The 23,468-nt window shown below is 42.9% G+C and carries 25 protein-coding genes, 1 tRNA gene and 1 pseudogene; 15 read left to right on the top strand and 12 right to left on the bottom strand.

Annotated features, from left to right (window positions below; all coding sequences use genetic code 11):
* Positions 1-7 precede the first annotated feature (7 nt).
* The 9 genes from GGQ95_RS13510 to pdxR form a co-directional block, all read right to left on the bottom strand.
* On the bottom strand, positions 8-781 hold the full coding sequence (locus tag GGQ95_RS13510) for an enoyl-CoA hydratase-related protein (RefSeq protein WP_159719950.1): 774 nt from the start codon (positions 779-781) through the stop codon (positions 8-10).
* A gap of 13 nt (positions 782-794) precedes the next feature.
* On the bottom strand, positions 795-1,571 hold the full coding sequence (locus tag GGQ95_RS13515; protein ID WP_044746409.1) for an enoyl-CoA hydratase/isomerase family protein: 777 nt from the start codon (positions 1,569-1,571) through the stop codon (positions 795-797).
* Entirely contained in the window at positions 1,564-1,875 is a 312-nt protein-coding gene (locus GGQ95_RS13520; RefSeq protein ID WP_044746408.1) for an EthD family reductase, read from the bottom strand. Before GGQ95_RS13520 ends, GGQ95_RS13515 begins: the two co-directional genes overlap by 8 nt.
* Positions 1,876-1,900: 25 nt before the next feature.
* Positions 1,901-2,380 carry a 1,2-phenylacetyl-CoA epoxidase subunit PaaD gene (gene paaD / locus GGQ95_RS13525; RefSeq protein ID WP_044746407.1) on the bottom strand — a complete coding sequence of 160 codons (480 nt, stop codon included), beginning with the start codon at positions 2,378-2,380 and terminating at the stop codon, positions 1,901-1,903.
* 43 nt (positions 2,381-2,423) lie between these two features.
* Positions 2,424-3,266: a 1,2-phenylacetyl-CoA epoxidase subunit PaaC gene (gene paaC, locus GGQ95_RS13530; RefSeq protein WP_159719951.1), complete on the bottom strand. Its 843-nt coding sequence runs from the start codon at positions 3,264-3,266 to the stop codon at positions 2,424-2,426.
* Positions 3,242-3,595: a 1,2-phenylacetyl-CoA epoxidase subunit PaaB gene (gene paaB / locus GGQ95_RS13535; RefSeq protein ID WP_044746405.1), complete on the bottom strand. Its 354-nt coding sequence runs from the start codon at positions 3,593-3,595 to the stop codon at positions 3,242-3,244. Before paaB ends, paaC begins: the two co-directional genes overlap by 25 nt.
* Positions 3,596-3,608: 13 nt before the next feature.
* Positions 3,609-4,574, bottom strand: a complete 966-nt coding sequence (gene paaA / locus GGQ95_RS13540; RefSeq protein ID WP_044746404.1) for a 1,2-phenylacetyl-CoA epoxidase subunit PaaA — start codon at positions 4,572-4,574, stop codon at positions 3,609-3,611.
* A gap of 98 nt (positions 4,575-4,672) precedes the next feature.
* Positions 4,673-5,998: a phenylacetate--CoA ligase PaaK gene (gene paaK, locus GGQ95_RS13545; protein ID WP_066148567.1), complete on the bottom strand. Its 1,326-nt coding sequence runs from the start codon at positions 5,996-5,998 to the stop codon at positions 4,673-4,675.
* A 407-nt stretch (positions 5,999-6,405) separates the two neighbouring features.
* Complete coding sequence (pdxR, locus tag GGQ95_RS13550; protein WP_221212107.1) at positions 6,406-7,818, bottom strand: MocR-like pyridoxine biosynthesis transcription factor PdxR; 1,413 nt, start codon at positions 7,816-7,818, stop codon at positions 6,406-6,408.
* A 112-nt stretch (positions 7,819-7,930) separates the two neighbouring features.
* On the opposite strand from pdxR, the gene GGQ95_RS13555 reads away from it, so the two are divergent.
* Positions 7,931-8,476, top strand: coding sequence for a pyridoxamine 5'-phosphate oxidase family protein (locus GGQ95_RS13555; protein ID WP_159720857.1), 546 nt, complete (start codon positions 7,931-7,933; stop codon positions 8,474-8,476).
* Positions 8,477-8,562: 86 nt separating this feature from the next.
* Here GGQ95_RS13555 and megL read toward each other — a convergent pair whose 3' ends face one another.
* Entirely contained in the window at positions 8,563-9,747 is a 1,185-nt protein-coding gene (gene megL / locus GGQ95_RS13560) for a methionine gamma-lyase (RefSeq protein WP_183186941.1), read from the bottom strand.
* A 623-nt stretch (positions 9,748-10,370) separates the two neighbouring features.
* Here megL and proB point away from each other — a divergent pair.
* Together proB and GGQ95_RS13570 are read left to right on the top strand one after the other, a co-directional pair.
* Positions 10,371-11,495 carry a glutamate 5-kinase gene (gene proB / locus GGQ95_RS13565; RefSeq protein ID WP_183186942.1) on the top strand — a complete coding sequence of 375 codons (1,125 nt, stop codon included), beginning with the start codon at positions 10,371-10,373 and terminating at the stop codon, positions 11,493-11,495.
* Between the two features lie 40 nt (positions 11,496-11,535).
* A complete protein-coding gene (locus GGQ95_RS13570) occupies positions 11,536-12,777 on the top strand; it encodes a glutamate-5-semialdehyde dehydrogenase (protein ID WP_183186943.1) in 1,242 nt (413 codons plus the stop codon).
* A 103-nt stretch (positions 12,778-12,880) separates the two neighbouring features.
* Here GGQ95_RS13570 and GGQ95_RS13575 read toward each other — a convergent pair.
* Together GGQ95_RS13575 and GGQ95_RS13580 are read right to left on the bottom strand one after the other, a co-directional pair.
* A pseudogene (locus GGQ95_RS13575) lies at positions 12,881-13,269 on the bottom strand (SDR family oxidoreductase); the annotation flags it as partial.
* A gap of 219 nt (positions 13,270-13,488) precedes the next feature.
* Complete coding sequence (locus tag GGQ95_RS13580; RefSeq protein ID WP_183186944.1) at positions 13,489-15,234, bottom strand: methyl-accepting chemotaxis protein; 1,746 nt, start codon at positions 15,232-15,234, stop codon at positions 13,489-13,491.
* A gap of 284 nt (positions 15,235-15,518) precedes the next feature.
* Here GGQ95_RS13580 and GGQ95_RS13585 point away from each other — a divergent pair.
* The 12 genes from GGQ95_RS13585 to GGQ95_RS13640 all read left to right on the top strand — a co-directional run bounded on the left by GGQ95_RS13585 (position 15,519) and on the right by GGQ95_RS13640 (position 23,454).
* Positions 15,519-15,590: transfer RNA gene (locus GGQ95_RS13585), tRNA-Ala, on the top strand.
* Positions 15,591-15,676: 86 nt separating this feature from the next.
* Positions 15,677-16,588 (top strand): tyrosine-type recombinase/integrase, encoded by a 912-nt coding sequence (locus tag GGQ95_RS13590; protein ID WP_183186945.1) that lies wholly within the window; start codon positions 15,677-15,679, stop codon positions 16,586-16,588.
* Positions 16,589-16,635: 47 nt separating this feature from the next.
* Complete coding sequence (locus tag GGQ95_RS13595) at positions 16,636-16,812, top strand: hypothetical protein (protein ID WP_183186946.1); 177 nt, start codon at positions 16,636-16,638, stop codon at positions 16,810-16,812.
* Positions 16,799-17,119, top strand: a complete 321-nt coding sequence (locus tag GGQ95_RS13600; protein WP_183186947.1) for a hypothetical protein — start codon at positions 16,799-16,801, stop codon at positions 17,117-17,119. Before GGQ95_RS13595 ends, GGQ95_RS13600 begins: the two co-directional genes overlap by 14 nt.
* A gap of 2,131 nt (positions 17,120-19,250) precedes the next feature.
* Positions 19,251-19,460, top strand: coding sequence for a helix-turn-helix domain-containing protein (locus GGQ95_RS13605; protein WP_183186948.1), 210 nt, complete (start codon positions 19,251-19,253; stop codon positions 19,458-19,460).
* A 199-nt stretch (positions 19,461-19,659) separates the two neighbouring features.
* Positions 19,660-20,493, top strand: coding sequence for a winged helix-turn-helix domain-containing protein (locus GGQ95_RS13610; RefSeq protein ID WP_183186949.1), 834 nt, complete (start codon positions 19,660-19,662; stop codon positions 20,491-20,493).
* 87 nt (positions 20,494-20,580) lie between these two features.
* On the top strand, positions 20,581-20,955 hold the full coding sequence (locus tag GGQ95_RS13615) for a hypothetical protein (protein ID WP_183186950.1): 375 nt from the start codon (positions 20,581-20,583) through the stop codon (positions 20,953-20,955).
* A 94-nt stretch (positions 20,956-21,049) separates the two neighbouring features.
* Entirely contained in the window at positions 21,050-21,148 is a 99-nt protein-coding gene (locus GGQ95_RS18885) for an HNH endonuclease (protein WP_376768714.1), read from the top strand.
* A 284-nt stretch (positions 21,149-21,432) separates the two neighbouring features.
* Entirely contained in the window at positions 21,433-22,074 is a 642-nt protein-coding gene (locus tag GGQ95_RS13625; RefSeq protein ID WP_183186951.1) for a hypothetical protein, read from the top strand.
* 133 nt (positions 22,075-22,207) lie between these two features.
* Entirely contained in the window at positions 22,208-22,801 is a 594-nt protein-coding gene (locus tag GGQ95_RS13630) for a hypothetical protein (RefSeq protein WP_183186952.1), read from the top strand.
* A gap of 73 nt (positions 22,802-22,874) precedes the next feature.
* Entirely contained in the window at positions 22,875-23,042 is a 168-nt protein-coding gene (locus GGQ95_RS13635; RefSeq protein WP_183186953.1) for a hypothetical protein, read from the top strand.
* Positions 23,043-23,064: 22 nt separating this feature from the next.
* Complete coding sequence (locus GGQ95_RS13640; RefSeq protein WP_183186954.1) at positions 23,065-23,454, top strand: hypothetical protein; 390 nt, start codon at positions 23,065-23,067, stop codon at positions 23,452-23,454.
* The last annotated feature ends 14 nt before the right edge of the window (positions 23,455-23,468 follow it).

The following is a 23,468-nucleotide window of genomic DNA, read 5'->3' on the forward strand; positions in this document are numbered from 1 at the left end:
TTTTTCCTTATTTTCCTTTGAATACTGCCGGACGCTTTTCGAAAAATGCGCGTACTCCTTCGCGATGATCTTCTGTCAATCCAGCAATTCTCTGACCATACGCTTCTTTTTCCAAATATTCCGCAAATGAACCGCTCCCGCTTTCGCGCAAAAGACGTTTGATCAATCCAATCGCTTTTGTCGGCATTTGCGCGAGCTTTGCCGCAAATCGTTGCACTTCGGTTTCCCATTCTGATTCAGGAATCACAGCTGTCACGAGCCCAAGCTCATAGGCTGTTTGTGCGCTTACTTTTTCTCCTAAAACAGCAAGCTCAAGTGCTTTGGCGTGGCCAATTAACCGCGGTAAATAGTAAAGGTTTCCGGCATCAGGAACCAAGCCAACATGAATAAACGCTTCAATAAAGCTTGCTTTTTCGGAAGCGAGCCGGAAATCGCAAGCCAATGCTAAGCTCATTCCCGCCCCCGCTGCCACGCCATTAACAGCGGCAATAACGGGTTTTTCAAAATGATGAAGCGCTTTCATCATTGGCGCATAGCGCGTCCGCAAAACCTCTCCGTGATCCAATTCTTCCGTGACGCCAGCGAGGTCTTCGCCTGAGCAGAAGGCTCTTCCTTCACCAGTGATGACAACACTGCGAACCATTTCGTCACCAGCGGCCTGCTTAAGCGCTGAGACAATCTCTTTATTCATTTGCTCCGTAAATGCATTTAGCTTATCCGGCCGCTGAAGGATCAGCCACGCCACATGCTCGCGGACTTCATAACGAATCGTTTCGTACAACGAACAGCCCTCCTTACTTTCCTTTAAAATTCGGCTTGCGTTTTTCCATAAATGCTTGCATGCCTTCTTTTTGATCTTCTGATGAGAAAAGAAGATAAAAGTTTTTCCGCTCAAACTGCATTCCTTCATATAAGGAATAATCGACCGCTTTATGAACGGCTTCTTTAATGAAACGAACCGACAAAGGAGGCTGTTGAGCAATTTTTTTGGCTAGCTTGATCGTTTCTTCCAAAAGCAGCTCTGGTGCCACAACGCGATTGACAATTCCAAGCTCGTAGGCTGTTTTTGCTGACATCCTTTCCCCTGTCCAAAGCCATTCGAGCGCTTTTGTTTTACCGATTAATTTTGTCAGACGCTGCGTGCCGCCAGCTCCGGGCATCACGCCAATATTGACTTCAGGAAACCCGAATTCAGCTGTCTCTGAAGCCAGCAGGAGATCGCAGCTCAGCGCTAATTCAAACCCTCCTCCTAATGCAAAGCCATGTACAGCGGCAATCATCGGTTTTTTTATCCATGCTAAACGATCCCACTCTGCGAATTGATTCAGCATTTCTAAGGTAATCGAATCGTCGTCCGCCATTTCATCAATATCAGCTCCAGCAGCAAATGCGCGCCCTTTTCCCGTTAAGACCATGACCCGCACATCATCATGACGGTCATACTCTTCCATTGCCTTTACAATTTCCGTCACCATTTGACGGTTTAGCGCATTCAGTACATGAGGACGATTCAATTCAATCACAGCAATCGAGCCCTCGATATACGTTTGAATATGCGCGTATTTACTCATTTCCGACTTCCTCGCCAATCATCATTGTCACAAGCTCGCCGGCAAATGACATCAAATCCTTTGCGGACGCTTTTGCTTCACTTGTTCTCATCGCTTCTTTTAACGCTTCATGACTGTCGTAATACATTTCGCATAGTAAATAATATTCGCTTTCTCCCCCCATTGGCGTGCCGACAATTTTGGTTACCTCCATTTTGCGCAGCCCCGGGATTTTCGCTGTAATCGGTGCGTGTGTTCCAAAATAATGCTCATCAAACGCATTTTTATCCTTTGGTTGCTTATAAAGCGCGATCATTTTTACCATTTGTCTCTTCTCCTTTTTTCGTTTTTTACATCCATATCGAAATTGGTTTTAGTGCTTCAAATGGGTTCTTGCATTGTTTACAATAAAAAATGCTGCGGCAGGCGGTCGGACCAAAGACATTTTCCATCATTGTATAAGTGGAGGTGCAATATGGACACTCAATTTGCCATTCGCCGTTGGGACCCATTTGTTTCGGCGGCGGAGCAATTCCAAACTCCTTCAATTTTTCACGACCCTCTTCTGTAATCCGTTCCGATGTCCATGGCGGATGGTTAATAAATTCAACGGTTACACGCTTGATTCCTTCTAAACTGGAAAGAACTTGTTCGACACGCTGTCGAATAATATCAAGCGCCGGACAGCCAATAAAGGTCGGCAGCAATTGAACAACCACTTCCCCGTTTGTAAACTGGACCTTTTCTACCATCCCTAAATCTAAAACGCTGACGGAATCAATTTCAGGATCTTTAACCGCGTCCAACGCCGTTTTGATTTTCTCGATCATCCTATTAGCACCTCCCTTGTTTTTGGTAGTAGTGATCGATGAATTACCAAGCGGCAAGAGGATCCATTCGGTATACTTCAGATAAAGTGGCGATTGCCGATTCCAAATCTGATGTATGTTCGCCGTTGCGGCCATTTCCGCGCTTCATCTGAAATGCGTTTGGCATTGTCAGATTGGCTTGTTCAAATACGGGTTTCATCGCTTGAATCCACCGCTCTGTTAGCACTTCCTCGCTGTCAATCAAACCGAATTCGACCATCTTGCTTCCTTTGTTCCCTAGGGACAAGACACCACCAAAATCGTCCATCACTTTCTCAATCGCTTGAATCATCCGTTCGCGTGCTTCGCCCTGTGCATTGACAAGCTGAACAAACCATGTTTTCCAGTGCATCAAATGATAGTAAAGCTCCATATTGATCTTGATCGCCACCTGCGCTAGCGGCTCATAGGAACAGTTTTTCAATGAATCAATGCGGACCTTCTTCGCTTGTGCGTAGAAGTAATTTCTTACAACGGTAAACGCCCAGTCATAACGAGGCTCCTGTAAATAATGCCCCGGTCCGTTCACTTCCTCTAGTAAAATCGCATTGCGTCTTTCCGATGCTTCACGCCCATGCGCTAGATCATCAGCGCGGCCCATGCCGATCTCTTCAAGCAACTGATAATACATCGCTGCATGCCCCATCGTATCTTGGCTGATCGACGAAAACGCGACATCTTCTTCAATATGAGGGGCAAGCCCCAGCCATTCAGAACCACGATACGCCAAAATAAAATCATCATCAGCCAGCTGAAATAATAGCTCCACAAGCGCTTCTTGATATTCAGGGTATTGCTTCAATTCTTCCGGTTTCGTGATTTTCATCGCTGAATCTCGCCCTTCCATGACAGAATTTCTTTCTCATCCAACATTTGCTGTTCATATTGCCGCCATTTCTTTTTCAAATATCCATATCCTTTTGTCGTACGGTAATCCTTATTATCCAGACGTTTTAGCGCTTCTTTTTCTTCCTCTGTCATCTGACGAATGTCAGAACGTTTTACAACCCAAATATCAGAGACAGGTTCACGACGCATGAAATTTTCTTGAGCCATTACTAGCGCGATTTCATGATTTGGCGCCAGCAGGCTAAATTGATGCTGCAGCGGCGCTGTATCGTTTTTTCTGCTGAAAACCTCAAATACTTGATAAAAGCCTTTTCCGTTATGATTCATAACGATCCCCCCATTACACGGCTGATGAACAGCTTAACGCTTCGCGAACCCAAGCGTTGTTCCGATATGACAATTCTCGGAGGCGAAGACGCTCTTTGGATTTCGGTCCATTATTGCGAATGATTTCTTTAAATTGGCTCCAATCCGGCTGACGATACACCCATTTTCCTTGCGTCTCATCATAGTGCATCGTTTCATCTGGAAGCTTAAGTCCAAGCGACAAAATGCGCGGTACATATTTCGTAAAGAAGTCTTGGCGCAGCTGCTCATTCGTTTTTGTGCGGATTCGATATTTAATGGTGATATCTTGCTTCGATGTCCCTGTTGTCGATGCATTGTCAGGCCCAAAGAACATAAGCAGGGCATCCCACCAGCGATTTAGCGCGCCTTGAATCATTTCCTTTTGCTCTTCCGTTCCTTCTGCAAGCGCTAAAATAATCGATTCTCCATGCTGGGCATGGAATACCTCTTCGGCACAAATTCGTTTTAAAGCGCGTGCATATGGACCGTAAGATGCATCAAGCATATTCGTTTGTGTAATAATCGCAGCTCCATCGACAAGCCAGCCAATTAAGCCAGCGTCTCCCCATGTTGGCGCAGGCATATGAAACACATTATGAAACTTTAAATCTCCTTTAAATAAATCTTGCATAATTTCTTCACGTGTTTTTCCAAGAGGCGCCATTAAATCCTCCGCAACACGAAGCAAAAGTTGACCGTGCCCCATTTCGTCTTGCACTTTCGCCATAATACCAAGCTTTCTTCGCAAAGACGGTGCCTTGGGCACCCATTCTTTTTCAGGGAGCGCGCCCATGATTTCGCTAATTCCATGCATAGAGATTAATTTAATTAATGTTAGACGGTATTCTTCCGGCATCCAATCATCTGCTTCAATCTTTTCACCAGCTTCAATTCGCTCCATAAATCGCTGATGCTTCTCTTCTTCTGACAAGCGTTCAAACGATGTAATGACAGTCATTGATATGACCCTCCTAATTATATAACGTTATTTTAACGTAATTATAAAATAACGTTATAAATATTTCAATAATGAAAATTGTTATAATTGAGTATTTTTCATATTTTCGCCTTTTCTTTGCGGCGATCAATGATCCGAATCGCCTTTCCTTCCGAACGAGGAAGTGTCTTTGGCGTATGGATCTCTACGTTCATCGACACAAGACAGTAGTTTTTCAACAAATGCTGAATGTGTTTTTTCAGCAGCATCACGCGTTCATGCTTAATGTCTCCGCTGATTTCTCCAATAAACTCCTCATTGACCTCCACATGCAATTCAACAACATCGAGTGTTCCTTTGCGATCAAGATGAATTTGATAATACGGGGCTAATTCAGGAACGGTAAGCAAATAATGTTCAATTTCGGATGGGAATACATTCACTCCGCGAATAATTAGCATATCATCGACACGCCCTTTGACGCGCGACATTCTTGTCGTTGTTCTACCGCATTTACACCGTTCTCTTGTAATGGAAGCGATGTCACCGGTACGGTAGCGAAGCACAGGGAACGCTTCTTTTGTAAGACTTGTAAATACAAGCTCTCCTTCTTCTCCATCCGCGACTGGCTCAAGCGTTTTTGGATTTATGACTTCCACGTAGAAATGATCATCCGCAATATGCAGTCCATCCTGTGCTTCATGACATTCCATGGCTACGCCAGGTCCAATCACTTCACTTAATCCATAAATATCACAAGCTTTAATCGCAAAAGCTTCTTCAAGCGTTCTTCGCATTTCCTCGGACCAAGGCTCCGCCCCGAAAACGCCATATTTTAATGATGTTTGCCGCGGATCTTTCCCAAGCTCGCGCATGCGTTCCGCAATGTTTAATACATAAGAAGGAGTACCGCAAATGACTTCAGGACGAAAATCTTCAATTAATGTCACTTGTCTGTCTGTGTTTCCTCCTGATACAGGCACTGTCACCATCCCCAGCCGCTCGCTTCCGTAATGCAAGCCAAGCCCTCCGGTGAACAAACCGTAACCGTATGCGTTATGCAGCACTTTACCCGGTTCTCCGCCAGCAGTAGCGATGGCGCGCGCGACAATGTCAGACCAATTTTCAATATCATGTTTTGTATAGGCCACCACCGTCGGTTTTCCGCTTGTACCGCTTGAAGCATGGATACGTACTGCTTCACGTAGATCGACAGCCAGCAATCCAAACGGATAATGGTCGCGCAAATCCTTTTTCGTTGTGAACGGAAGCTTGCGGATATCTTCAAGCGAGCGAATATGCTCTGGCTTGACATTCCGTTCATTCAGCTTGCCGCGATAAAACGGAACCTTCTCATACACCCTTTCAACCGTTTGCTGCAGTCTCTGTAGCTGCAGCTTTTCCATTTCATACTTCGAAAACGTCTCAACATCATGCAAAATCATTTTCCCATCCCCTTTAAAACGCTTTCATTTTTTATAAAAATTAAACACTTATTACGTTTAAATAACGTTATAAGTGTTTAACATCATATTTAAGTTAAAAATAGCGCTAACATTGCAAATTGTCAATTATTTTTTACTATTCCCGTTCATCTTAGGACCTTTCACCTACCGCATCTACCGCATCGTTCTTAAAGATAAAGAATTTGAAAACTTCTTCTGATAGCTGCGATGCTAGTTTCAATATAACTCAACTATATGGATGTAACGGGACATCATAACATTTTCATCAAAGTGAAGTTTGGGACGTTTTTCAACCATCGGACAACCAACATTCAGCTATAAGTTCATTCCTTTCTTCTATATTGTAGCGGCCATCCCGTCTCTCTATTTTGTCCGAGTTCTCTTCCTTATTTTCTCGTTGCTTGAACAATGTCTTTCAAGAGTTGTATCGCTTCTATCATTTCTTGTTCTGTCATGCTACCAAATCCTAACAAAATATAAGGCGGAGGAGATGTTTGGGAATCAAACCAATACTTTGCCACAGAATAAATGTGAATGCCCCTTCCTTTTGCTTCCTTGACTAGCCGATCGGCATCCATGACATGATGGAAGTGAACAAGCAAGTGCAATCCAGCCTTTTCGCCAATAATGGTGGCATGCTCACCAAAATGGTCATAAATCGCATGGATCAGCGTTTGACGTTTTTTTGCATATACAGTGCGCATTTTTCGAATATGACGCTCCAAATAGCCTTTTTCCATAAATAACGCCAGCGCTTTTTGCACCACCGTCGCCACGGGCTGATGATAGCTAGAAAACATCTGGTAAAACGAGGAAAGCAATTGTTTTGGCAATACCATATAACAAACACGAATGGCAGGCGTTAGCACTTTTGAAAACGTTCCAATATAGATCACGCGATCTTGCGTATCGAGCGCTTTTAGAGCAGGAATCGGTTTTCCTTCATATCGAAATTCGCTGTCGTAATCGTCTTCAATCAAAAACGCATTTCTCGTTTCTGCCCATTTTAATAGCTTTTGCCGTTTGCCAATCGGCAGTACCATTCCAAGTGGCAGCTGATGTGATGGGGTCACATAAGCAACGGTGGCATCACTCTGTTCCAATTCCGCAATATGTAAACCATCCTGTTCAAGTGAAATGGGGAGCACCTGATAACGATGGTTTATAAAGACGGCACGGATACCGTCATACGATGGATTTTCCATAGCGATTTTATTTTTTTCAGGTGAGAAAAGCTGACAAAGAAGTCCTGTTATTTGATGAATGCCAGCACCGATAATCACCTGTTCATCTGAACAATGAATGCCGCGCGCCTGAAACAAATACCGGGCAATTTGCTGACGCAGCTTCCTTTCTCCTTGACGTTCACCATACCAAAGCAATTCCTCCCGTGATGCGTCCATTGCCTCGTTCAGGCAAGCGCGCCACGCTCGCAGCGGAAAATGGGCCGTATCAATATGGCCATAGCGAAAATCGTACCGATACCTCGATACAGGTGACACGGATAACGGAATCACAAACGGCGGTTCTAACTTCATCCATACATCCTTATCAAATTCTTTGATGATAAATCCCTTCCGCGGCCGACTTTCAACATACCCTTCCGCTACAAGCTGTGCATAAGCGGCTTCCACCGTATTGCGGCTAATGCGCAAATGCTTGGCAAGAACGCGTATGGAAGGAAGCGCCTCACCTGTTTGGAGATGCCCTTTCACCATTTCGCCTTTGATATATTCGTAAAGCTTTTCATAAAGCGGAAGTCGCTGCTCGCTGTCTAAATGCGGGGTTAATTCAATCATGTTTCCTCCTCCTCTGTCCCCTAAAAAATATCCAAAACTGCCACTATGCATCCATACAGCAGCTTTTTACAATGATTATAACAAAGGAACAGGAGGAAAAAATATGGATGAAATGAGAAGACCGCTATTAGCCTGTAACGATCAAGACAAAATTTCTGCCTTTCTCTCGTCAGCAACCACCGGATATTTAGGATTAACTGACAACAGTGAACCATACGTTGTTCCTCTTAATTTCGTTTGGTGGAAAGGCGCCGTATACATTCATGGAGCTGAATCAGGAAGAAAAATGGAAATAATAAATCGAAACAAACGGATCTGTTTTACTGTCAGTGAAAATTTTGGAACAATGGTCAATCCGGTACCAGCCAAAACGGATACAAGTTATATGAGTGTTATGATTTTTGGGGAGATCGAAATCGTTGCCGATTTGTCTGAAGCAACCGCCGCGATGCAAAAGCTGCTTGATAAATATGTTCCTGGTTACTTTTCCGCTCCTCTTTCCAAACATCACGTCGATTCGTACCGTTCTTCAATGGGAAGCCGTACAATCGTCATGAAAATCATTCCAAAGGTGATAACAGCTAAGGAAAAGCCTTTAAACGAACAGCGTTTATTTTACAAAGGAAGACACGTAGCCGATGATGCAGGGATGGTTTAAAGTGGTTAAAATCGAAAACTCGACTGCCCACTTCCTCTTTCTATGAAATAAAAGCAGGCACATCAAGTGTCTGCTTTATTCTTCTTTCACAGTTGATTAAGCGCCTGTTCCAAGTCACTCCAAATATCTTCCCACGCTTCAAGTCCCACCGATAAGCGAAGGAGAGAGTCGCTAATTCCCATTTCCATTCTTGCTTTCTCTGGGACGACAGCATGTGTCATAGTGGCTGGATGCTGAATCAACGTCTCCGTATCTCCTAAGCTGACCGCGATATGAATCAGCCGCAAGCCATTGAGCAAGCGTTGAGCCTCTTCTTTCGTCCCTTTCACTTCAAACGAAATTAAGCCGCCGCCGCGCTTCATTTGTTTTTTATAAATCGAATAGCTATAATGGTCCGGGTCGTTTGGGTAATATACATTCGCAACAGCTGGGTGCTGTTTAAGGCGTTCCACAATTTTTTCAGCATTGTCGCAGTGGCGATCCATGCGCACTGCCAGCGTTTTCACTCCACGCAACAAAAGCCAGGCATCAAATGGTGAAAGAACCCCGCCAATATCTTTTTGCGTCGTTTTAGCGATTTCCGCCATCAATTCTTTCGTTCCTACCGCGATACCAGCAATGACATCACCGTGGCCGCCAATGTATTTCGTTGCGCTGTGGATGACAACGTCACAACCGAACAAAAGCGGCCGCTGCAAATACGGGGAACAAAATGTGTTATCTACAACAACCGTTATTCCGTGCTCTTTCGCGACTTTTACCACCATTTCCAAATCAATGAGCTTCATTGTTGGATTAATCGGCGTTTCTACGTAAATACACACGGTTTCAGGACGAATGAGCTGACGAATTTGCTCTTCTGTTTCCATCGGGCAAAAATCATGATCAATTTCGTATTTCTGCTTCATTAGCTGCAGCAAACCGAATGTACAGCCATATACTCCTTGCGAACATATGATGTGATCATTCGCTTTTGTCAAAGCAACAAGCACAGCGGACACTGCCGCCATGCCTGAGCTAAACGCCAAGGCAGCCTCTCCCTCTTCTAAATAAGCCATTTTCTCTTCAAGTGCCCGGACTGTCGGATTAGCCAGCCGGGAATAAATGAATCCTTCCTCTTGCCCAGCAAAGCGTGCTTCTCCTTGCTCCGCCGTATCGAAAGTAAAGGTAGAGGTTTGAAAAATCGGAACAGATAGACTTCCAAGATGCTCCTTCGTACAATAGCCGTGATGAATCGCTGCTGTTTCAAATCGCTTCTCTGTATATTTCATGACCAATCCCCCCTATATGGTAATAACCCTTCATCTTTAGTATACGATATGCCAAAATCTTTTGTAAGCGCTTTCTAAAAACTTGTTATCTATCTTATACTAGGTTGACATTGGCTGAGGATGTCATTTATAGAGTCGAGTTGGCGAACCTTTGTCACACAATGTATGACGAAAAAGCAAATTACGAAACTCCTTCCACCGTTATTTTTTCACAGGCATGATTCGTTTCGTCTATTTCCTTTTCTTGCTGCTATACTAAGGATTTATTCTAACAAAATATGAAAATTTTCCCCACAAACGGCAAATAGTATCTTGACAAATCCGCCGTTCCGTAAGATAATTCTGAAAAACAACGATACTGATAACGGTACGGGACTAGTAAATCAATGGAACGTGCAAGAGAGTGGAGCTCGTAGGCTGGAAGGTTCCTCACGGAAAGTTGATTGAACCTGCCCGAATATGGCCGCTTATGCAAACATAAGCCGTTATTCCCGCGTTACTGGGACGAAAGTGGGCGCTTACTTGCGCCAAAAAAGGTGGTACCGCGGAACGCTTTTTCCGTCCTTTTCATAAGGAGGGGAAAAGCGTTTTTTTTATGTGAAATTAAAGTGAGGAGGAAAAAAATGAAAAAACAACGAGTGATCGTAAAAATCGGCAGCAGCTCCCTTACCGATTCAAACGGAAAGCTTTCTGAACAAAAGCTGCTCGATCACGTGGAAGCCATCGCTTACTTGAAACAGCTCGGCCATGATGTGATTTTAATTTCCTCTGGCGCTGTTGCAGCGGGATTTTCTCAGCTCGGCTACCGCTTTCGGCCACAAACAGTAGCAGGCAAGCAAGCGGCGGCGGCGGTCGGCCAAGGACTGCTTATGCAAAGCTATATTTCTGCTTTTCGCTCGTTTGGTATTGTCATTGGGCAGCTGCTCTTAACACGCGAGGATTTTTACAGTCGGGAACGATTCCACAATTTATTTTCTGCCATCTCTGAATTGCTTGATCGTGGAGTTCTGCCGATTATTAATGAAAACGATTCGGTTTCTGTCGAAGAATTAACATTTGGCGACAACGATTTATTGTCCGCTCTTGTCAGCGGTTTTTTACATGCCGATGCGTTAATTATTTTAACAGATATTAATGGACTATACGATGGAAATCCAAAAACAGACCGAACCGCAAAAAAGTATCATTTTTTACCGGAAATAACAGATGATTTAATCGAGCAGGCTGGCGGTATCGGCACCTCTCTAGGAACAGGAGGAATGAAATCAAAGCTGCTAGCGGCACAAAAAGCTCTTTCGTTTGGCGTCAGCGTTTTTGTCGGAACAGGAAGCGGAAAAAGAAAATTGTGTGATGTTTTAGAAGGAAAAGGAGACGGGACATATATTGGCACTCGGCAAGGGCATATGCAAATGCGCAAACAGTGGATTGCCTATCACTCCCAACCAGCGGGGAGGATCGAAATTGACGAAGGAGCAGAAATCGCCCTTTTACATAAAGGGAAAAGTTTATTGCCGGTTGGTGTAACCAATGTATGGGGAGCATTCAAAGCTCTCGATGTCGTGGAAGTGATTAATCAAAAGGGCGAAGTGATCGGAAGAGGACAGGTATACTACTCAGCTGAGGACTTAGTAAAAGTCAAGGGCTGGGCTAGCGAGGCCGCCAGACGCTATTCTATCCACCAGCGTCCAGAGGTCATTCATCGCAATCACTGGGTATGTTTAAAAAACCCGTCCGTTTCATTGCGTTAAATTAAGAAACGACATGCTTATGACAAAGGAGGCCACCGTCATGAATGAATTGTTGCTAAAAGCTATGCAGTTAAAGCAAGCGGCTAAGTCATTAGCCGTGTTATCGACATCGGAAAAAAATGAAGCGCTCGCCATCATCGCTGAAGCATTAGTAGCAAAAAAACAATGGATTCTTGCAGAAAATAAAAAAGATATGTCCATTGGCCAAGCAAACGGAATGTCGCCCGCTTTGCTTGACCGTTTACAGTTAACAGAGGAACGAATCAAACAAATGGTCACTGGTATCCAACAAGTGATCGCTTTGCCTGATCCAGTTGGTGAAACGATTGAGGAGCAAACACGGCCCAATGGACTGCAAATCAAACATATCCGGGTTCCGCTTGGCGTGATTGGCATGGTATACGAAGCGCGGCCGAACGTCACCGTCGATGCCGCAACACTCTGCTTAAAAACAGGAAACGCCGTGCTGTTGCGGGGAAGTTCATCGGCCATCTATTCCAATCAGGCCCTCGTTTCCATCATGCAAGAGGCACTAAAACATTCTCCTATTCCCCCAGAAGCGGTTCAACTGCTAGAAGATACGAGCCGCGAAACCGCTCGGAGCATGTTTCGCTTAAAAGAATATTTAGATGTTCTCATCCCGCGCGGCGGAGCCGGATTGATTCAATCGGTTGTCGAAAATGCTACCGTTCCTGTCTTAGAAACAGGTGTCGGCAATTGTCATATTTTTATCGATCAATCAGCCAAAAAACAAATGACAATGGATATTGTACTCAACGCAAAGCTGCAGCGTCCATCCGTATGCAATGCTGTCGAAACCGTCTTGATCCATAAAGATTGGCCGTACGTCGGCGAACTCATCGAAACATTGCACCATCAAGCCGTTGAATTGCGCGGCGATGCCGCCCTCGCTTCTGCTTATCCTTTTATTCAGCCGGCAACAGAGGCAGATTGGCGAACAGAATTTTTAGCACCGATTTTAGCCGTCAAGCTTGTTGAAGACGTAGAAGAAGCGATCCGCCATATTAGCCAATATGGGACAAAACATTCCGAAGCGATTATTTCTGAATGCGCCGCACACGTTCAACGCTTTTTTGAATCTGTTGATGCGGCAGTGCTCTATCATAATGCCTCGACGCGATTCACGGATGGCGAACAGTTTGGGTACGGAGCAGAAATCGGCATTAGCACCCAAAAGCTGCACGCCCGGGGTCCAATGGGTCTGCGCGCCATCACAACGACGAAAACGCTCGTCTATGGCGCAGGACAAGTGCGCGAATGATCGCTCCAATTAATCAGGGGCTGTCCCAAAAGCCAGGGTCACTACCTTTTGGAGCCCCTCTTTTTTCCTCTTTTGAAACGAATAAAGAACAGAGCAGCAGCAACTATCCGCGAATAAATCCACCTTCGGAATGAATCACTTGTCCAGTGATCCACGCGGCTTCATCACTCGCCAAAAAAACGAATAAGGCGCGCGGCATCATGGAGTGTACCAATCCGTCCGAACGGAAAGTTAAGCAGAAGATGCTGTTTCCACTCCTCGTTCATTCCTCCCAAATCAGTCGGACCCTGCGTAATCCCTTTTTCCATTACTTCAACAACAAATGTTTTCACAAAGGCATCAAGCGCCTCTTTTGTCGCAGCATAAGCTGTCTCTCCGGACATGGGTCCTCAAGATTGTTCGGATGTCAACAAAATAATGCGCCCCTCCTTGTTGTTTAGAAAATATTTTGGCAAATTCAACGCTAAGCAATATCGGCGCCTTTACGCTTAAATTCTATTGAAAGTAAAGAAAAATACACCGCCGCCGATATCTCCAAACCTTCATGACCATTCATCACTCACGAATATAGTTTGCTTTAGCAAATGGGCAGCTGCTTGATGAAAAATTGAATCATCCATCAGAGATGGTTAGAACATTCAACAAAGCGCGGGATGTTCGTTCATTGACAATAAAATTTTTCCATCATGCAATCTATATGGTCAAAGAGGGCTATTTTTTCTCCATTTGAAAAATCGCAATACTTTCTAATAATTCGTTGGCCAGCGATGATAAAGACTGGGCTGCAGATGAAATTTCCTCCATTGCGGCGAGTTGTTGTTCGGTTGCTCCGGCAATCTCGCTGCTTGATAAAACATTTTTTTCAGAAATATCCTTAATATACTCCATGCTTTCTGCCATTTCTTCACCGACTTCAGACATGGAACGCACCGCTGCAGATACAAGATTCACTTTATTCACAGCAAGCTGCGCCGCTTCTTCTATATGAACAAAAACATTCTTTAATCTTTCTGTTGAATCCAGACCTAATTTCACTTTATCTGTACACATAGCTGCGGAACGGACCGCCTCTATTGTTTCTGTTTGAATCGAATCAATCAAGCTTGTAATCTGGTAAGCGGATTTTTTGGATTCCTCCGCTAGTTTTCTTACTTCAGCAGCGACAACAGAAAAGCCTTTCCCATGTTCTCCTGCTCTGGCGGCTTCAACAGCAGCATTTAAAGCCAACAGATTCGTTTGCTCAGCAATATCAGTAATAAAGGCGACAATCCGACCGATTTGCTTCGATTTTTCGCCAAGCAGTTGCATAATGTTTGAAGTGTAGTCTACAGAAAGACTGATTTCATTCATTTGCTGCATTACAACATGAATAGAGTCAACTCCTTGAACAGCCGCCTCCATTGCATTTTGTGCACTTCGCAGCATCTCTTCACTATTTTGTGCTACTTGCTGAAGTGTAGCTGACAGCGTATCAGCTGAATGAGCTGTTTTCCTTATATTTTTTAACTGTTCTTCTGTTCCAGCAGACATTTCTTGTGTAATACGAGCAATTTGTTCAGAAGCGATCGTCGATTGCTCAGCACTTGCTGTCAGCTGCTCAGCAGCGCTCGATACCTGCAGTGAATGAAGATTAACCTTTTTCATAATATGCCGCAAATTATGGACCATAAAGTTAAAATGAGCCGCCAGCATGCCTATCTCATCCTTTGAACGCACCGCTAGCTCTTCGATATTTAAATTTCCATTGGCAATGCTTGAGGATAAATCGGAAACCTTTAGCACCGGCTGAACGATTCTTCGAACAACAAAATAGGTTAAAACAATAGCTGTGAATAGAAAACCAATGATTAAATAGACGAAATTCAACGTCTCTTGCCATGCCTTTTTTTCAATCTTGGATACATCGAAATCTACTCCATACAACGCTAAAACATTTCCTCTATCATCTAATATGGGAGTAACCCCGCTTTTCCACTTTCCAAATTGATTGGTATATATGTCGGTCGTTTGTGCCGTTTTGGTTGTATAGGCTTTGACAACTGCGGTACGAAAGGTCGTTTCATCCGTTGGATATTCAGAGCCAAATGTAAAGCGATCAGAACGTAAGCTGCTGCTAAATACCGGCAGGTCAATACGGCCATTTTCATAAGTAACGAAATACAGATTAGCAACATAGGAATGGGTACTACGAATGGTTTCGTCCATTAATTCGTTGACTTTTAAAGTATCATGGTTTTTTTCGCTCGGTTGATGAATAACAGATTTCACTACCTTTTCATCTATATTTTTCGCCAAAATGGTGCCAAATCCGTTTAGCTCTTTTTCCATGTTGGCTAAATTGCTCTCTACAATAATTTTGTCAGCCAACCAGGCACTTGCGATTCCCATTAGAAAAATAATAGAGCAAACAACGGAAAGCAGCTTCGTTGACAGCGATCGCCTTTTTCTTTTAAACAACGCCAGCACCTCTTTTTACAATGTAATAACACGTTATGGCGTGCATGAAAAAAGGTTCTAGTAAAAACGGCTATCTCTGTCATTTTTTATTTTTTTCTGATGCCAGAATGGGGACATCACTTAATATGGGCGAAGTTGCTTATGATTTGTTGTTTGCTCATAAATCGATCATTGACATTTCTATCTTTTATGATATTATAAATATTGTCCGTAGCTTTAATAACGGGGCATTAGTTCAGGGGGAGAACGCTTCGCTGGCAGTTCTCCGCTGGTTAATTCTCCGTGGGGATGTAGCTCAGTGGGAGAGCACTTGCATGGCATGCAAGGGGTCGTGGGTTCGACTCCCATCATCTCCACTTAACAATTGCACAGTGCTCAGCTTGTGAACAAAAACAACCTTCTTGGAGGACTCTGTACAGAGTTTTCTAAGGAGGTTTTTTTAATGCTCATTGAGATGGTTCAGAAAGATTTCCTAGCAGAAAAACGCTTTGAGGGGCTGACTGAACGAAGCATTAAATCGTACGTTGATTTGTTCAAAATTTGGAATGAGTGGCTGGCTCAAGAAGGCATTGAAAGAATTGAGGAGCTAAACCCAAGAACAACCAAACAGTTCCTTCTCTGGTGTCAAGAAGAACGAGGAAACAAACCAAAAACAATCAACTCTAAGCTAAAGCTTCTCAGGGCACTAGCAAAATGGTGTGTTGAGGAGCAAATCATTGAAGAGCCATTTACCAAAAACATTAAGCTTCAACGAGAGGATGACGCTCCAAAGATTCTCTCAGAGAAGGACTTACAAGATGTTCTACGCTACCTCAGAAGGGTTAAACGAAGAGAGGACAGCTTCACAGCCAGAAGAAACTACACTTTGATTCTCTTCCTCGCTGGAACTGGCTTGAGGTTGTCAGAAGTCCAGAGACTGACTTGGAAAGACATAAATTTTGATGATTCCCTCATCATGATTAGAACGAGTAAAAGTAGAAAAGCTCAAAGTGTTCCCCTCAGTGATGTTCTGAGAGCTGAGTTGTTGGACTACCAAGATTACCTCAAGAGGAAGTTTTCAAGCGTTCCAGAAGCTTTGTTTGTGACCAGACAAGGAGAACCTTTGAAGAAGGATTCCATTCAAAACATTTTCAAGCGGATTCGAGCAAGGCTTGGTTTAGAGGGTCACTTCTCCCCTCACACTTTGAGGAACTTCTACATTAAGCAACTCCTCAAGGGAGGAGCAAACATTCGAGAGGTTCAACTCTTAGCTAGACACTCAAAGCTTGAAGTCACTAAGCAGTACATTGGTTACTTCTCACATGAGTTGAAAGAATGTCTTGATGAGAACAACCCACTGAGGGGACTTCTCTGATGTACTTCCACTCTCCAATCAGAATGTGGAAACAAGGAAACAGAATTGTGATTAAAGTCGAGATTCTGGATGTTCTCCTCTCCATTTCACCTGAGAAGCACCCTAAGCAGTTTGAGAAGCTTCAGAAGGTGCTAAACGGAGAGACACTCCTTTCATTCATTACTTACGAGCTGAAGAATGAAGAAAACAAAAACCAAGGAGAAAATTGTGATGATGAAAAATGAACAATTAGGGAATGTGTTAGTGGCTGAGGTGCTAGACAAGAAGTTGGTTGTGAGAGCTTCTCAGAATGGAATTGAAACAACAGTAATGAAGAATGATGAATTGGTTTCAACCAATGAAGTGTCAGCTTTCAACGATGAGCTACTGGAAGTAGCACATGAAGCAGTTCTGGAGAGCGTACTCAACAACGTCTTTGGAGACCTTGAAGAAGGAACAGACGAATTGCTGGAAGCTCTTGAGAGTGAGCTTGAGAGTTACCTTCAGAAGTTGATTCAAGATGGTTCTGGTTCATTAAAACATTTGCATTAAATCAAAGAATGGAGTTGGTCTCAAGGGCTGACTCCTTTTTTTTTTGGCTTCTCTCTTTGGAGTCACTTCTCAGCTCCAGATTAGCTCTCTTTCATTCTGAAAGGATGAGATTAAACAAAAAGGACTCCACCCTTACTTAGACCCTTCAGAGACAGCAGAAGCTCCCAGAGACCCCTTTCTCAGCAGAAGCGTTTAATTCCTCTCACAGCCTTCCTCAGAGTACACGTACTTATCCCTTTACCTCACAGCTAAAGCTTCAGAGAGAGCCAAAGAGAGTGTCTCTGGAAGTGGTCTAATGAGCTTACACACCCCTCCATGCAGTCACCTTTTCCCTTCAGAGTAACAGTCCAGTAGTTGCCCCCTTTTGGACTCTACACCTGCTGTACTCAGTCCAAAAAAACCTTGGAGTGAAGCCATTTCACGACTTTGATTTGAAGCGGTTCTTGGGTTTAATTCAAAGAGGTTCCTCATGAGGTAGCTGGCTCACATGAAATGACTTCAAAAAATTACGAGGTGTAGGGGGTCTTTCTCACACACACCTTGACATTTTTACACGAGGTAATTTCCCAGAACCCGCTTTGAGGGGAACCTTCTCAAGCCACCTCCAGAGATTCACTCCCTCACACCCCCCCCTTTGAGTTGAACTGATAGGGGTTCTTCTTTTTTTGCCACCTCACTAATTTTTAAAAAATTTTTTCTCCAGAACCCGCTTTTGAGAGACCACCTCCAAAACTCCACCTTCTTGCTTTTAATCTTTTTCAAGTGAGTGCTTGTAGCAGTTCTCGCAGATTGCAATTTCTCGTTCTTCCCAAGTTCTCAAGACAGCGTTACATTTCATGCAACGGTCTAAGTGATTCGCTTTCTCGTTTTGTTTAATTAGTTCATCTTTAGCTCTACCCAATGATGTGACCTCCTTTAAGTGATAATCTTTCTAAAAGTTCTACCTTTTAGGTCAAAACTCCTGCAAGAACATCTTTTCATGGTGTCTTTAAAATCGTCTTTCAAATGTCCCCTTTTAAAACAGCCTTCACGCTTACTCCCTCAAGGGATTCATCCATTTTTAACGAGAAGCATTATCTTTACTCTTGTACACTTGAGAGTTACCAGCTCAAAGGGTCACTACCGCTTACTAGCGTGTACTTCAAAATGACGGTTTTAAAATGGAGTTGAGCCTTAGAGTCACAATGGTTTGAGCCACTTCAAGGGTGATTTAATTGTCTTTACTCTTACGCTAACAAAAGAGTGCTGGCTCGTGAGAGTCAGCTTCTTTTCTCCTCCTCAGTTACAATCCATTTTTTCTTTTTGTCCCCTAATCATGATTGAAACAAAAACAAGAAGAAAGTGTCATTTACTTGGTTGTCTGTTAGTGGTCTCCTCTGAGAAGGTAACTCTTTTTTTACTCATGGTTAAAACAAAAACAAAAAAAAATAAGTTGCATTAATGAGGTGGCAATTCATTTCTTTTATGATGTGGATTAAAAAAAGAGATTGTCACCAAGAGATTGAAACCTAAAAACACGCAAGATAGTTAGATAATAAATAAGAAAGTTGCTGGTTTTTAAGTTTCCCCTTGATAAACCACTCTCCAAAGCCCACCTCAACTACTCCTTTTCATAGAACGTCACACCTCAATCACATTGTTGATGAGGAAACTTTTCAAGAAACCCCCAAGTGGTTCTCTAATCTGTTTCACGATATAGCAAGCTCTCCAAAAAATTAATCTCAAAAAAAGTTTAAAAAAAAATTTTCACCCTAGAGCCCCAAGGGGTTTGAGCTCTTTAGCGTCCCCTGAGATAGCAAAAAAAACTGAAGTGTACCCTCCAGAGGGTAAACACAAAGCTGATATATATTAGTGTACAGGGAAAAAAGGTTTAATCATCTCACACCCTCCAAGGTGTGCTCTCTCTTGCTGAACTCTACACTCTTGCCAAGACTTCCTTCATAGGAACGAGCGAGAGGAGAGTTCAGCTTCTAATTAAGTTTTCTCTGTTAATTTTAATCGTGCTTCCATTTCTTGATTTAGTAAAACACTCCTCTTTGAACAGCTTCTCAATGAAGCTTTTTCTTTTGGATTGATTTTACTAACTTCTTAGAAATTGAAGCAATTAACAAAAAGTAAAGGAGGTTAAAACATGATTGGCTACAAGTTAGACTTTTCACTTCAACAAAAACAAAAAGGATGGTCAGATAGTGAGTTGGCTAAAAGATTAAATGTAAGTCGTTCTTCAATTGGCTACCTCAAGGTTAGAAATGGAATTGACTTTGAGACTTTGGCTAAACTTTGTGAAGTCCTTGAGGTTGAACCAAAAGACATTTTAGTGAAGTACGAAATTAAACACTGAGGTGGCTCTCTTTAATGTACAAGAAAGAAGATAATGAAATGACCTTAAAAGTCGCTCAATCCCTTGGGGGAGTAAGCGTTAAGTCACTTTTAATACCCTCGGTTTCGAGGGCTGAGAAGGGTCAATACCCTCGGTTTGGAGTGCTGAAACAAAATTAAACTAACTAAAAAGCTCTAGCTGGAGCAGGGGGAAAAGGACAGTGATTAGAAGCGCTAGAGATTTAACGCCAGAGACGAAGGTTGGTGATTTAGAAGGTTGGCAGTTCATTTCACCAGACCAACAGGAAGCAAGAAAAAAGTTTGGTGAGCAGGAACGCAAGAAACACAAAGAAAAGGAGTTTGTGTTCATGAAGAAGGAGTTTTTCAGTCAAGCAAAACAAGGCTTGAATTTGGGTGAAGTCGGCTTACTACTCTTCTTGGCACGTTACATGAGGTACGGTGATGGAGGAAAGCTCACTCACCAAAAACAGAGATTGACAGTTACTGAGGTTGGAAAACTCATTGGAAGAAAACCAACAGCTGTTAGGAAAGCTCTTGATGAATTGGAAAAACGAAGTTTGATTTACAAGGTCAAAGAAGGAAGAAACGTTTACGTTGAACTTTCAGATGACTTGTTTGTTTGCGGTTCATTGAATTGTGAAAAAGTTGAAACCGTCAAGATTTTCAAAGTCAAGCTTGCTGAGATTGCAAAAAAGCTTTCCCTTAATGAACTTGGACTCTTCATGTTAATGCTGGAAAACATGCACTGGAAAACACACATTCTTTGTGACAACCCAGAGGAGAACGACACCACCAAATTAATTCTCTGGAAGCGTAAGGATTTGTGTGAAGCCACTGGACTTGGTAGGAACTTTGTTAATGCTACCTTGAGAAAGCTGATGGATTTTAGAGCCATTGGAGAAGTGAGAACAGTAAATGAAGGAATTGTCCTTCACCCTAGCATTGTTAGTCGTCAAAGAAGAACTCCTACTTGGGATGAAATTGTTGACGCAATTGACAACGGACTTACAAAAGACAATTACAAGAAGCACTAATTTGGACAAAAAACAATGAGCACTAACACCCCTACTTCACACGAGGAGGGTTTTTAAGCGTGCTCTTAGAAAGGAGGGTTTTGCTAAATGAGGAAACGGAAGAAGCGGAAACTTAAAAGACTTGAGACCATAGAGGGAGCCCAAGAGATTACCCTCCCTCACCTTACAATGATTCTTGACTCTGGCAAGTTACCAGAGAAGCTTAAACTCCAAGGCTGGACTCTGGAGGACATGAAGGAGCTTCAACCGCTCCTAGAACAATTCAGTGTTTGCTCAAGAGTAGATGAGGAGCTTGAGGACTTCTTTCTTGACCTCACAAGAGACCAAGATTGGAGAGAAAACACTGAGAGGGTTAAAGCCTTCAAGGAAAAAGAAAAAGCCAGAGAAGCTAACAACAGAGCCTACAGAGCGGTGTTTAACAAGCTAATGAGTTTTTACTACAAAAAGGAGCTAGTCAAATGACTTACGAGGAAAAAAGGACAGAATTTGCAAAGTTAAAACCTTACTTTTGGAGACAGCTTCCTAAAAAATGTTCTAACTGTGGGGAGTCCAAAGGATTACACCTCCACCACTTGTACCTCTCTCAAGAGGAGGAAATAACGTACTAACAAACATTACTCCTCTTTGCGAAGAGTGTCATTCAAAAGTACATTAACACAAAGCTAAGAGAATTTGGCATTAGTAAGAGTTTAAGTAAACCAGCAAAGGTGAAGTTCGCCAACTGGCTTCATGAGTTTGCTAAGAAGGAGTCTAGCTCATGGGTAAAAGCTAAAGATGTTTACACCAATGAGTTGGAAATTAGTTCAAGAAGTTGGACTGACGTAAAGAAAGACCCAGAGGTTCTAGCTCTAATGTCTGTTCTTGGAATTAGCTTCAAGGGTCAAAAGATTGTTCGTGAAGAAAATTAAAAGCTGTAAGTTCAGCAGGAGAGAAAGGAAAGTGGAAGGCATAAATACTTTGCGCTTAACTCGCTTTATTGTCGTTGATGAAGGTAAAAAGCGCTGTCTCATGATTGTGCAGACTCTTCACCGTGAGAAGCCTTGGAGTAGAGTTGAACCAATGAAAATGCTTTACAAAGTGAAGAAATTCAACAGCTGGATTGATGAGTTGATTGACAAGAAGCTGGTCACCCCAGAGTTTTTCAATGGAAAAGCTGTTATGGTAGCTGACGAGTTCGCTCCATTCAGTTACAAGCAACAAGAGAAAGCCAGAGAGCTAATTTACAAACGACAAGCTGAGCAGGACTGGGAGGAATTTAAGTTCTTGAATTTCTCGAAGGTCGTGTTGTTAGATTACCGCTTTTACCGTGAGTCTGGAAGAGAACTAAAAAAGGAACGTCTCACTCAACTGGTAAAACTGGAGAAGAAAACTGACAGCTACGACTTTAACACACTACTTGTTCTTGAGAAATTCCGTGATGGAAAGATTCAGCTTCCAGAAGTCCCAAAAGGAGTGCATGAGTTGGAGATTACTCTCAAGCTTGAATTTGCTCCAGACTCCAACAAGAACTACGGTCAAGAGATTCCGCTTGAGGACATTTTACTGGCTCAAGAGGGAGTCATTAACGCTAACATTGTTTAAGCTCAGATTTAATTCTGAGACGTTCTTGCATTACTGAAAAGAATTAAACCCCACAGCAAGCCTTGTGAGGTGGCTCAGAAGGTTCTTTGTCGTGGTTAAAAACTAAAACAAAAACATGGAGAGTGATTGAATTATGTTGAACAAAATTTTTGGAACTAAGAAAAAGGATGAATTAACGAAAGTACAAGAGGAGCTTCAGATTGTGAATGGAGCAATTGCAGAAGAGACTCAGACCAAGAACCGACTTGCTGAAGTTACTCGCTTGATTCAGATTGAATTGGAGATTGGTACAGACAATGAACTTGAAAGACGAGCAAAACGGATTCAAACTGCTTCAGAGCAGAACGCTCAGAGAATTGCTGAGTTGCAAACTCGCAAGGCTGAGCTTGAGAACCAGATTCAAGAGCTTAACACCCTCAAACGGAAAGCAGAAATTGAGGAGTTGGCTCAGAAGGACGCTGAAGCCATTCTCAAGCACTACAAAGCTAGAGTGTTGTTAGAGAAGCTTGAAAGAATGAAGTCCACTATTGAGGCAATTGCTACTAATGCTAACCTAGTAAGTCCACTACGCTTGCTCAGACACGCTGGTACAAATTCTCTTGACAAGAACAACCCAGCTCACAGAGAGTTACTTGAGATTCTTGAGAACCTTACTGAGCCAGCTAAGAAGCAAGCTCAGAAGGAAGTTGATGAGCTGTTTGAAGAAATGAAGAAATTCATGGACTAATTCACTTGGGGAGCTGGTCTCCCCTACTTGATTTAATTGAGAGATAGCACACCAAAGCATGGAGGGATGTGGGATGAAAGTAAGAAACCAAAAAGCTGACTACCTGAAGAGAGAACTTTCAGAGTTGAAAACAATGGTAGAACGTGAGAACCACTTCAGAAACAAAATGCTTGAGCTCTCCTTCAAACAGATGGAACTTGACAACAAACTCAGAGAGCTACGCTTTTTAAACGATAAATAACAACTCTAAGAGGTGATGTTAAATGACTGAAAAGCAAAAGAAACGAATTGATGAACTGGCAAACAAAGCTTTGAACGGTGGACTTGAAAAAAAGGAAATTGATGAGCTTCACTCACTCCTCAAGAAAAGTAAAGAGGAGCAAGACAAGGAGAAGAGCTCAAGAGAAAAGCTCAGTGAGAAAATTACCATTGTTCTTGCTGAAGAAGCTCTGAAGGTAGCTCAAAGAAAGTACCATGAGAGCCTTCCTCTGAAGGAACGAGCTAAAATGTTGAACAAGAAATTTGATGAAGCCAACAAGTTCTTTGAGAGAGCCACTAAAGAGTTGGAAGCTGAAGCTGACCGTCTCAAGAAGAAACGTGAGGAGCGGGAGTTTTACGAGAAACACGCTAAGAAGTACGGAAAAACACTTTAACGGAGGAATTTTAA

The organism is Anoxybacteroides rupiense, from assembly GCF_014196195.1.
GTDB lineage: Bacteria > Bacillota > Bacilli > Bacillales > Anoxybacillaceae > Anoxybacteroides > Anoxybacteroides rupiense.

Bases quoted from the DNA above. Each gene is read 5' to 3' on its own strand.
- proB (WP_183186942.1), top strand. From the start codon at position 10,371: ATGAAAAAACAACGAGTGATCGTAAAAATCGGCAGCAGCTCCCTTACC.
- paaA (WP_044746404.1), bottom strand. From the start codon at position 4,574: ATGACTGTCATTACATCGTTTGAACGCTTGTCAGAAGAAGAGAAGCAT.
- GGQ95_RS13630 (WP_183186952.1), top strand. From the start codon at position 22,208: ATGTTGAACAAAATTTTTGGAACTAAGAAAAAGGATGAATTAACGAAA.
- paaD (WP_044746407.1), bottom strand. From the start codon at position 2,380: ATGATCGAGAAAATCAAAACGGCGTTGGACGCGGTTAAAGATCCTGAA.
- GGQ95_RS13555 (WP_159720857.1), top strand. From the start codon at position 7,931: ATGAGAAGACCGCTATTAGCCTGTAACGATCAAGACAAAATTTCTGCC.
- GGQ95_RS13615 (WP_183186950.1), top strand. From the start codon at position 20,581: ATGAGGAAACGGAAGAAGCGGAAACTTAAAAGACTTGAGACCATAGAG.
- GGQ95_RS13605 (WP_183186948.1), top strand. From the start codon at position 19,251: ATGATTGGCTACAAGTTAGACTTTTCACTTCAACAAAAACAAAAAGGA.
- GGQ95_RS13635 (WP_183186953.1), top strand. From the start codon at position 22,875: ATGAAAGTAAGAAACCAAAAAGCTGACTACCTGAAGAGAGAACTTTCA.
- megL (WP_183186941.1), bottom strand. From the start codon at position 9,747: ATGAAATATACAGAGAAGCGATTTGAAACAGCAGCGATTCATCACGGC.
- paaC (WP_159719951.1), bottom strand. From the start codon at position 3,266: ATGGAAGGGCGAGATTCAGCGATGAAAATCACGAAACCGGAAGAATTG.
- paaB (WP_044746405.1), bottom strand. From the start codon at position 3,595: ATGAATCATAACGGAAAAGGCTTTTATCAAGTATTTGAGGTTTTCAGC.
- GGQ95_RS13640 (WP_183186954.1), top strand. From the start codon at position 23,065: ATGACTGAAAAGCAAAAGAAACGAATTGATGAACTGGCAAACAAAGCT.
- GGQ95_RS13515 (WP_044746409.1), bottom strand. From the start codon at position 1,571: ATGAGTAAATACGCGCATATTCAAACGTATATCGAGGGCTCGATTGCT.
- GGQ95_RS13520 (WP_044746408.1), bottom strand. From the start codon at position 1,875: ATGGTAAAAATGATCGCGCTTTATAAGCAACCAAAGGATAAAAATGCG.
- GGQ95_RS13600 (WP_183186947.1), top strand. From the start codon at position 16,799: ATGATGAAAAATGAACAATTAGGGAATGTGTTAGTGGCTGAGGTGCTA.
- GGQ95_RS13570 (WP_183186943.1), top strand. From the start codon at position 11,536: ATGAATGAATTGTTGCTAAAAGCTATGCAGTTAAAGCAAGCGGCTAAG.
- paaK (WP_066148567.1), bottom strand. From the start codon at position 5,998: ATGATTTTGCATGATGTTGAGACGTTTTCGAAGTATGAAATGGAAAAG.
- pdxR (WP_221212107.1), bottom strand. From the start codon at position 7,818: ATGATTGAATTAACCCCGCATTTAGACAGCGAGCAGCGACTTCCGCTT.
- GGQ95_RS13590 (WP_183186945.1), top strand. From the start codon at position 15,677: ATGCTCATTGAGATGGTTCAGAAAGATTTCCTAGCAGAAAAACGCTTT.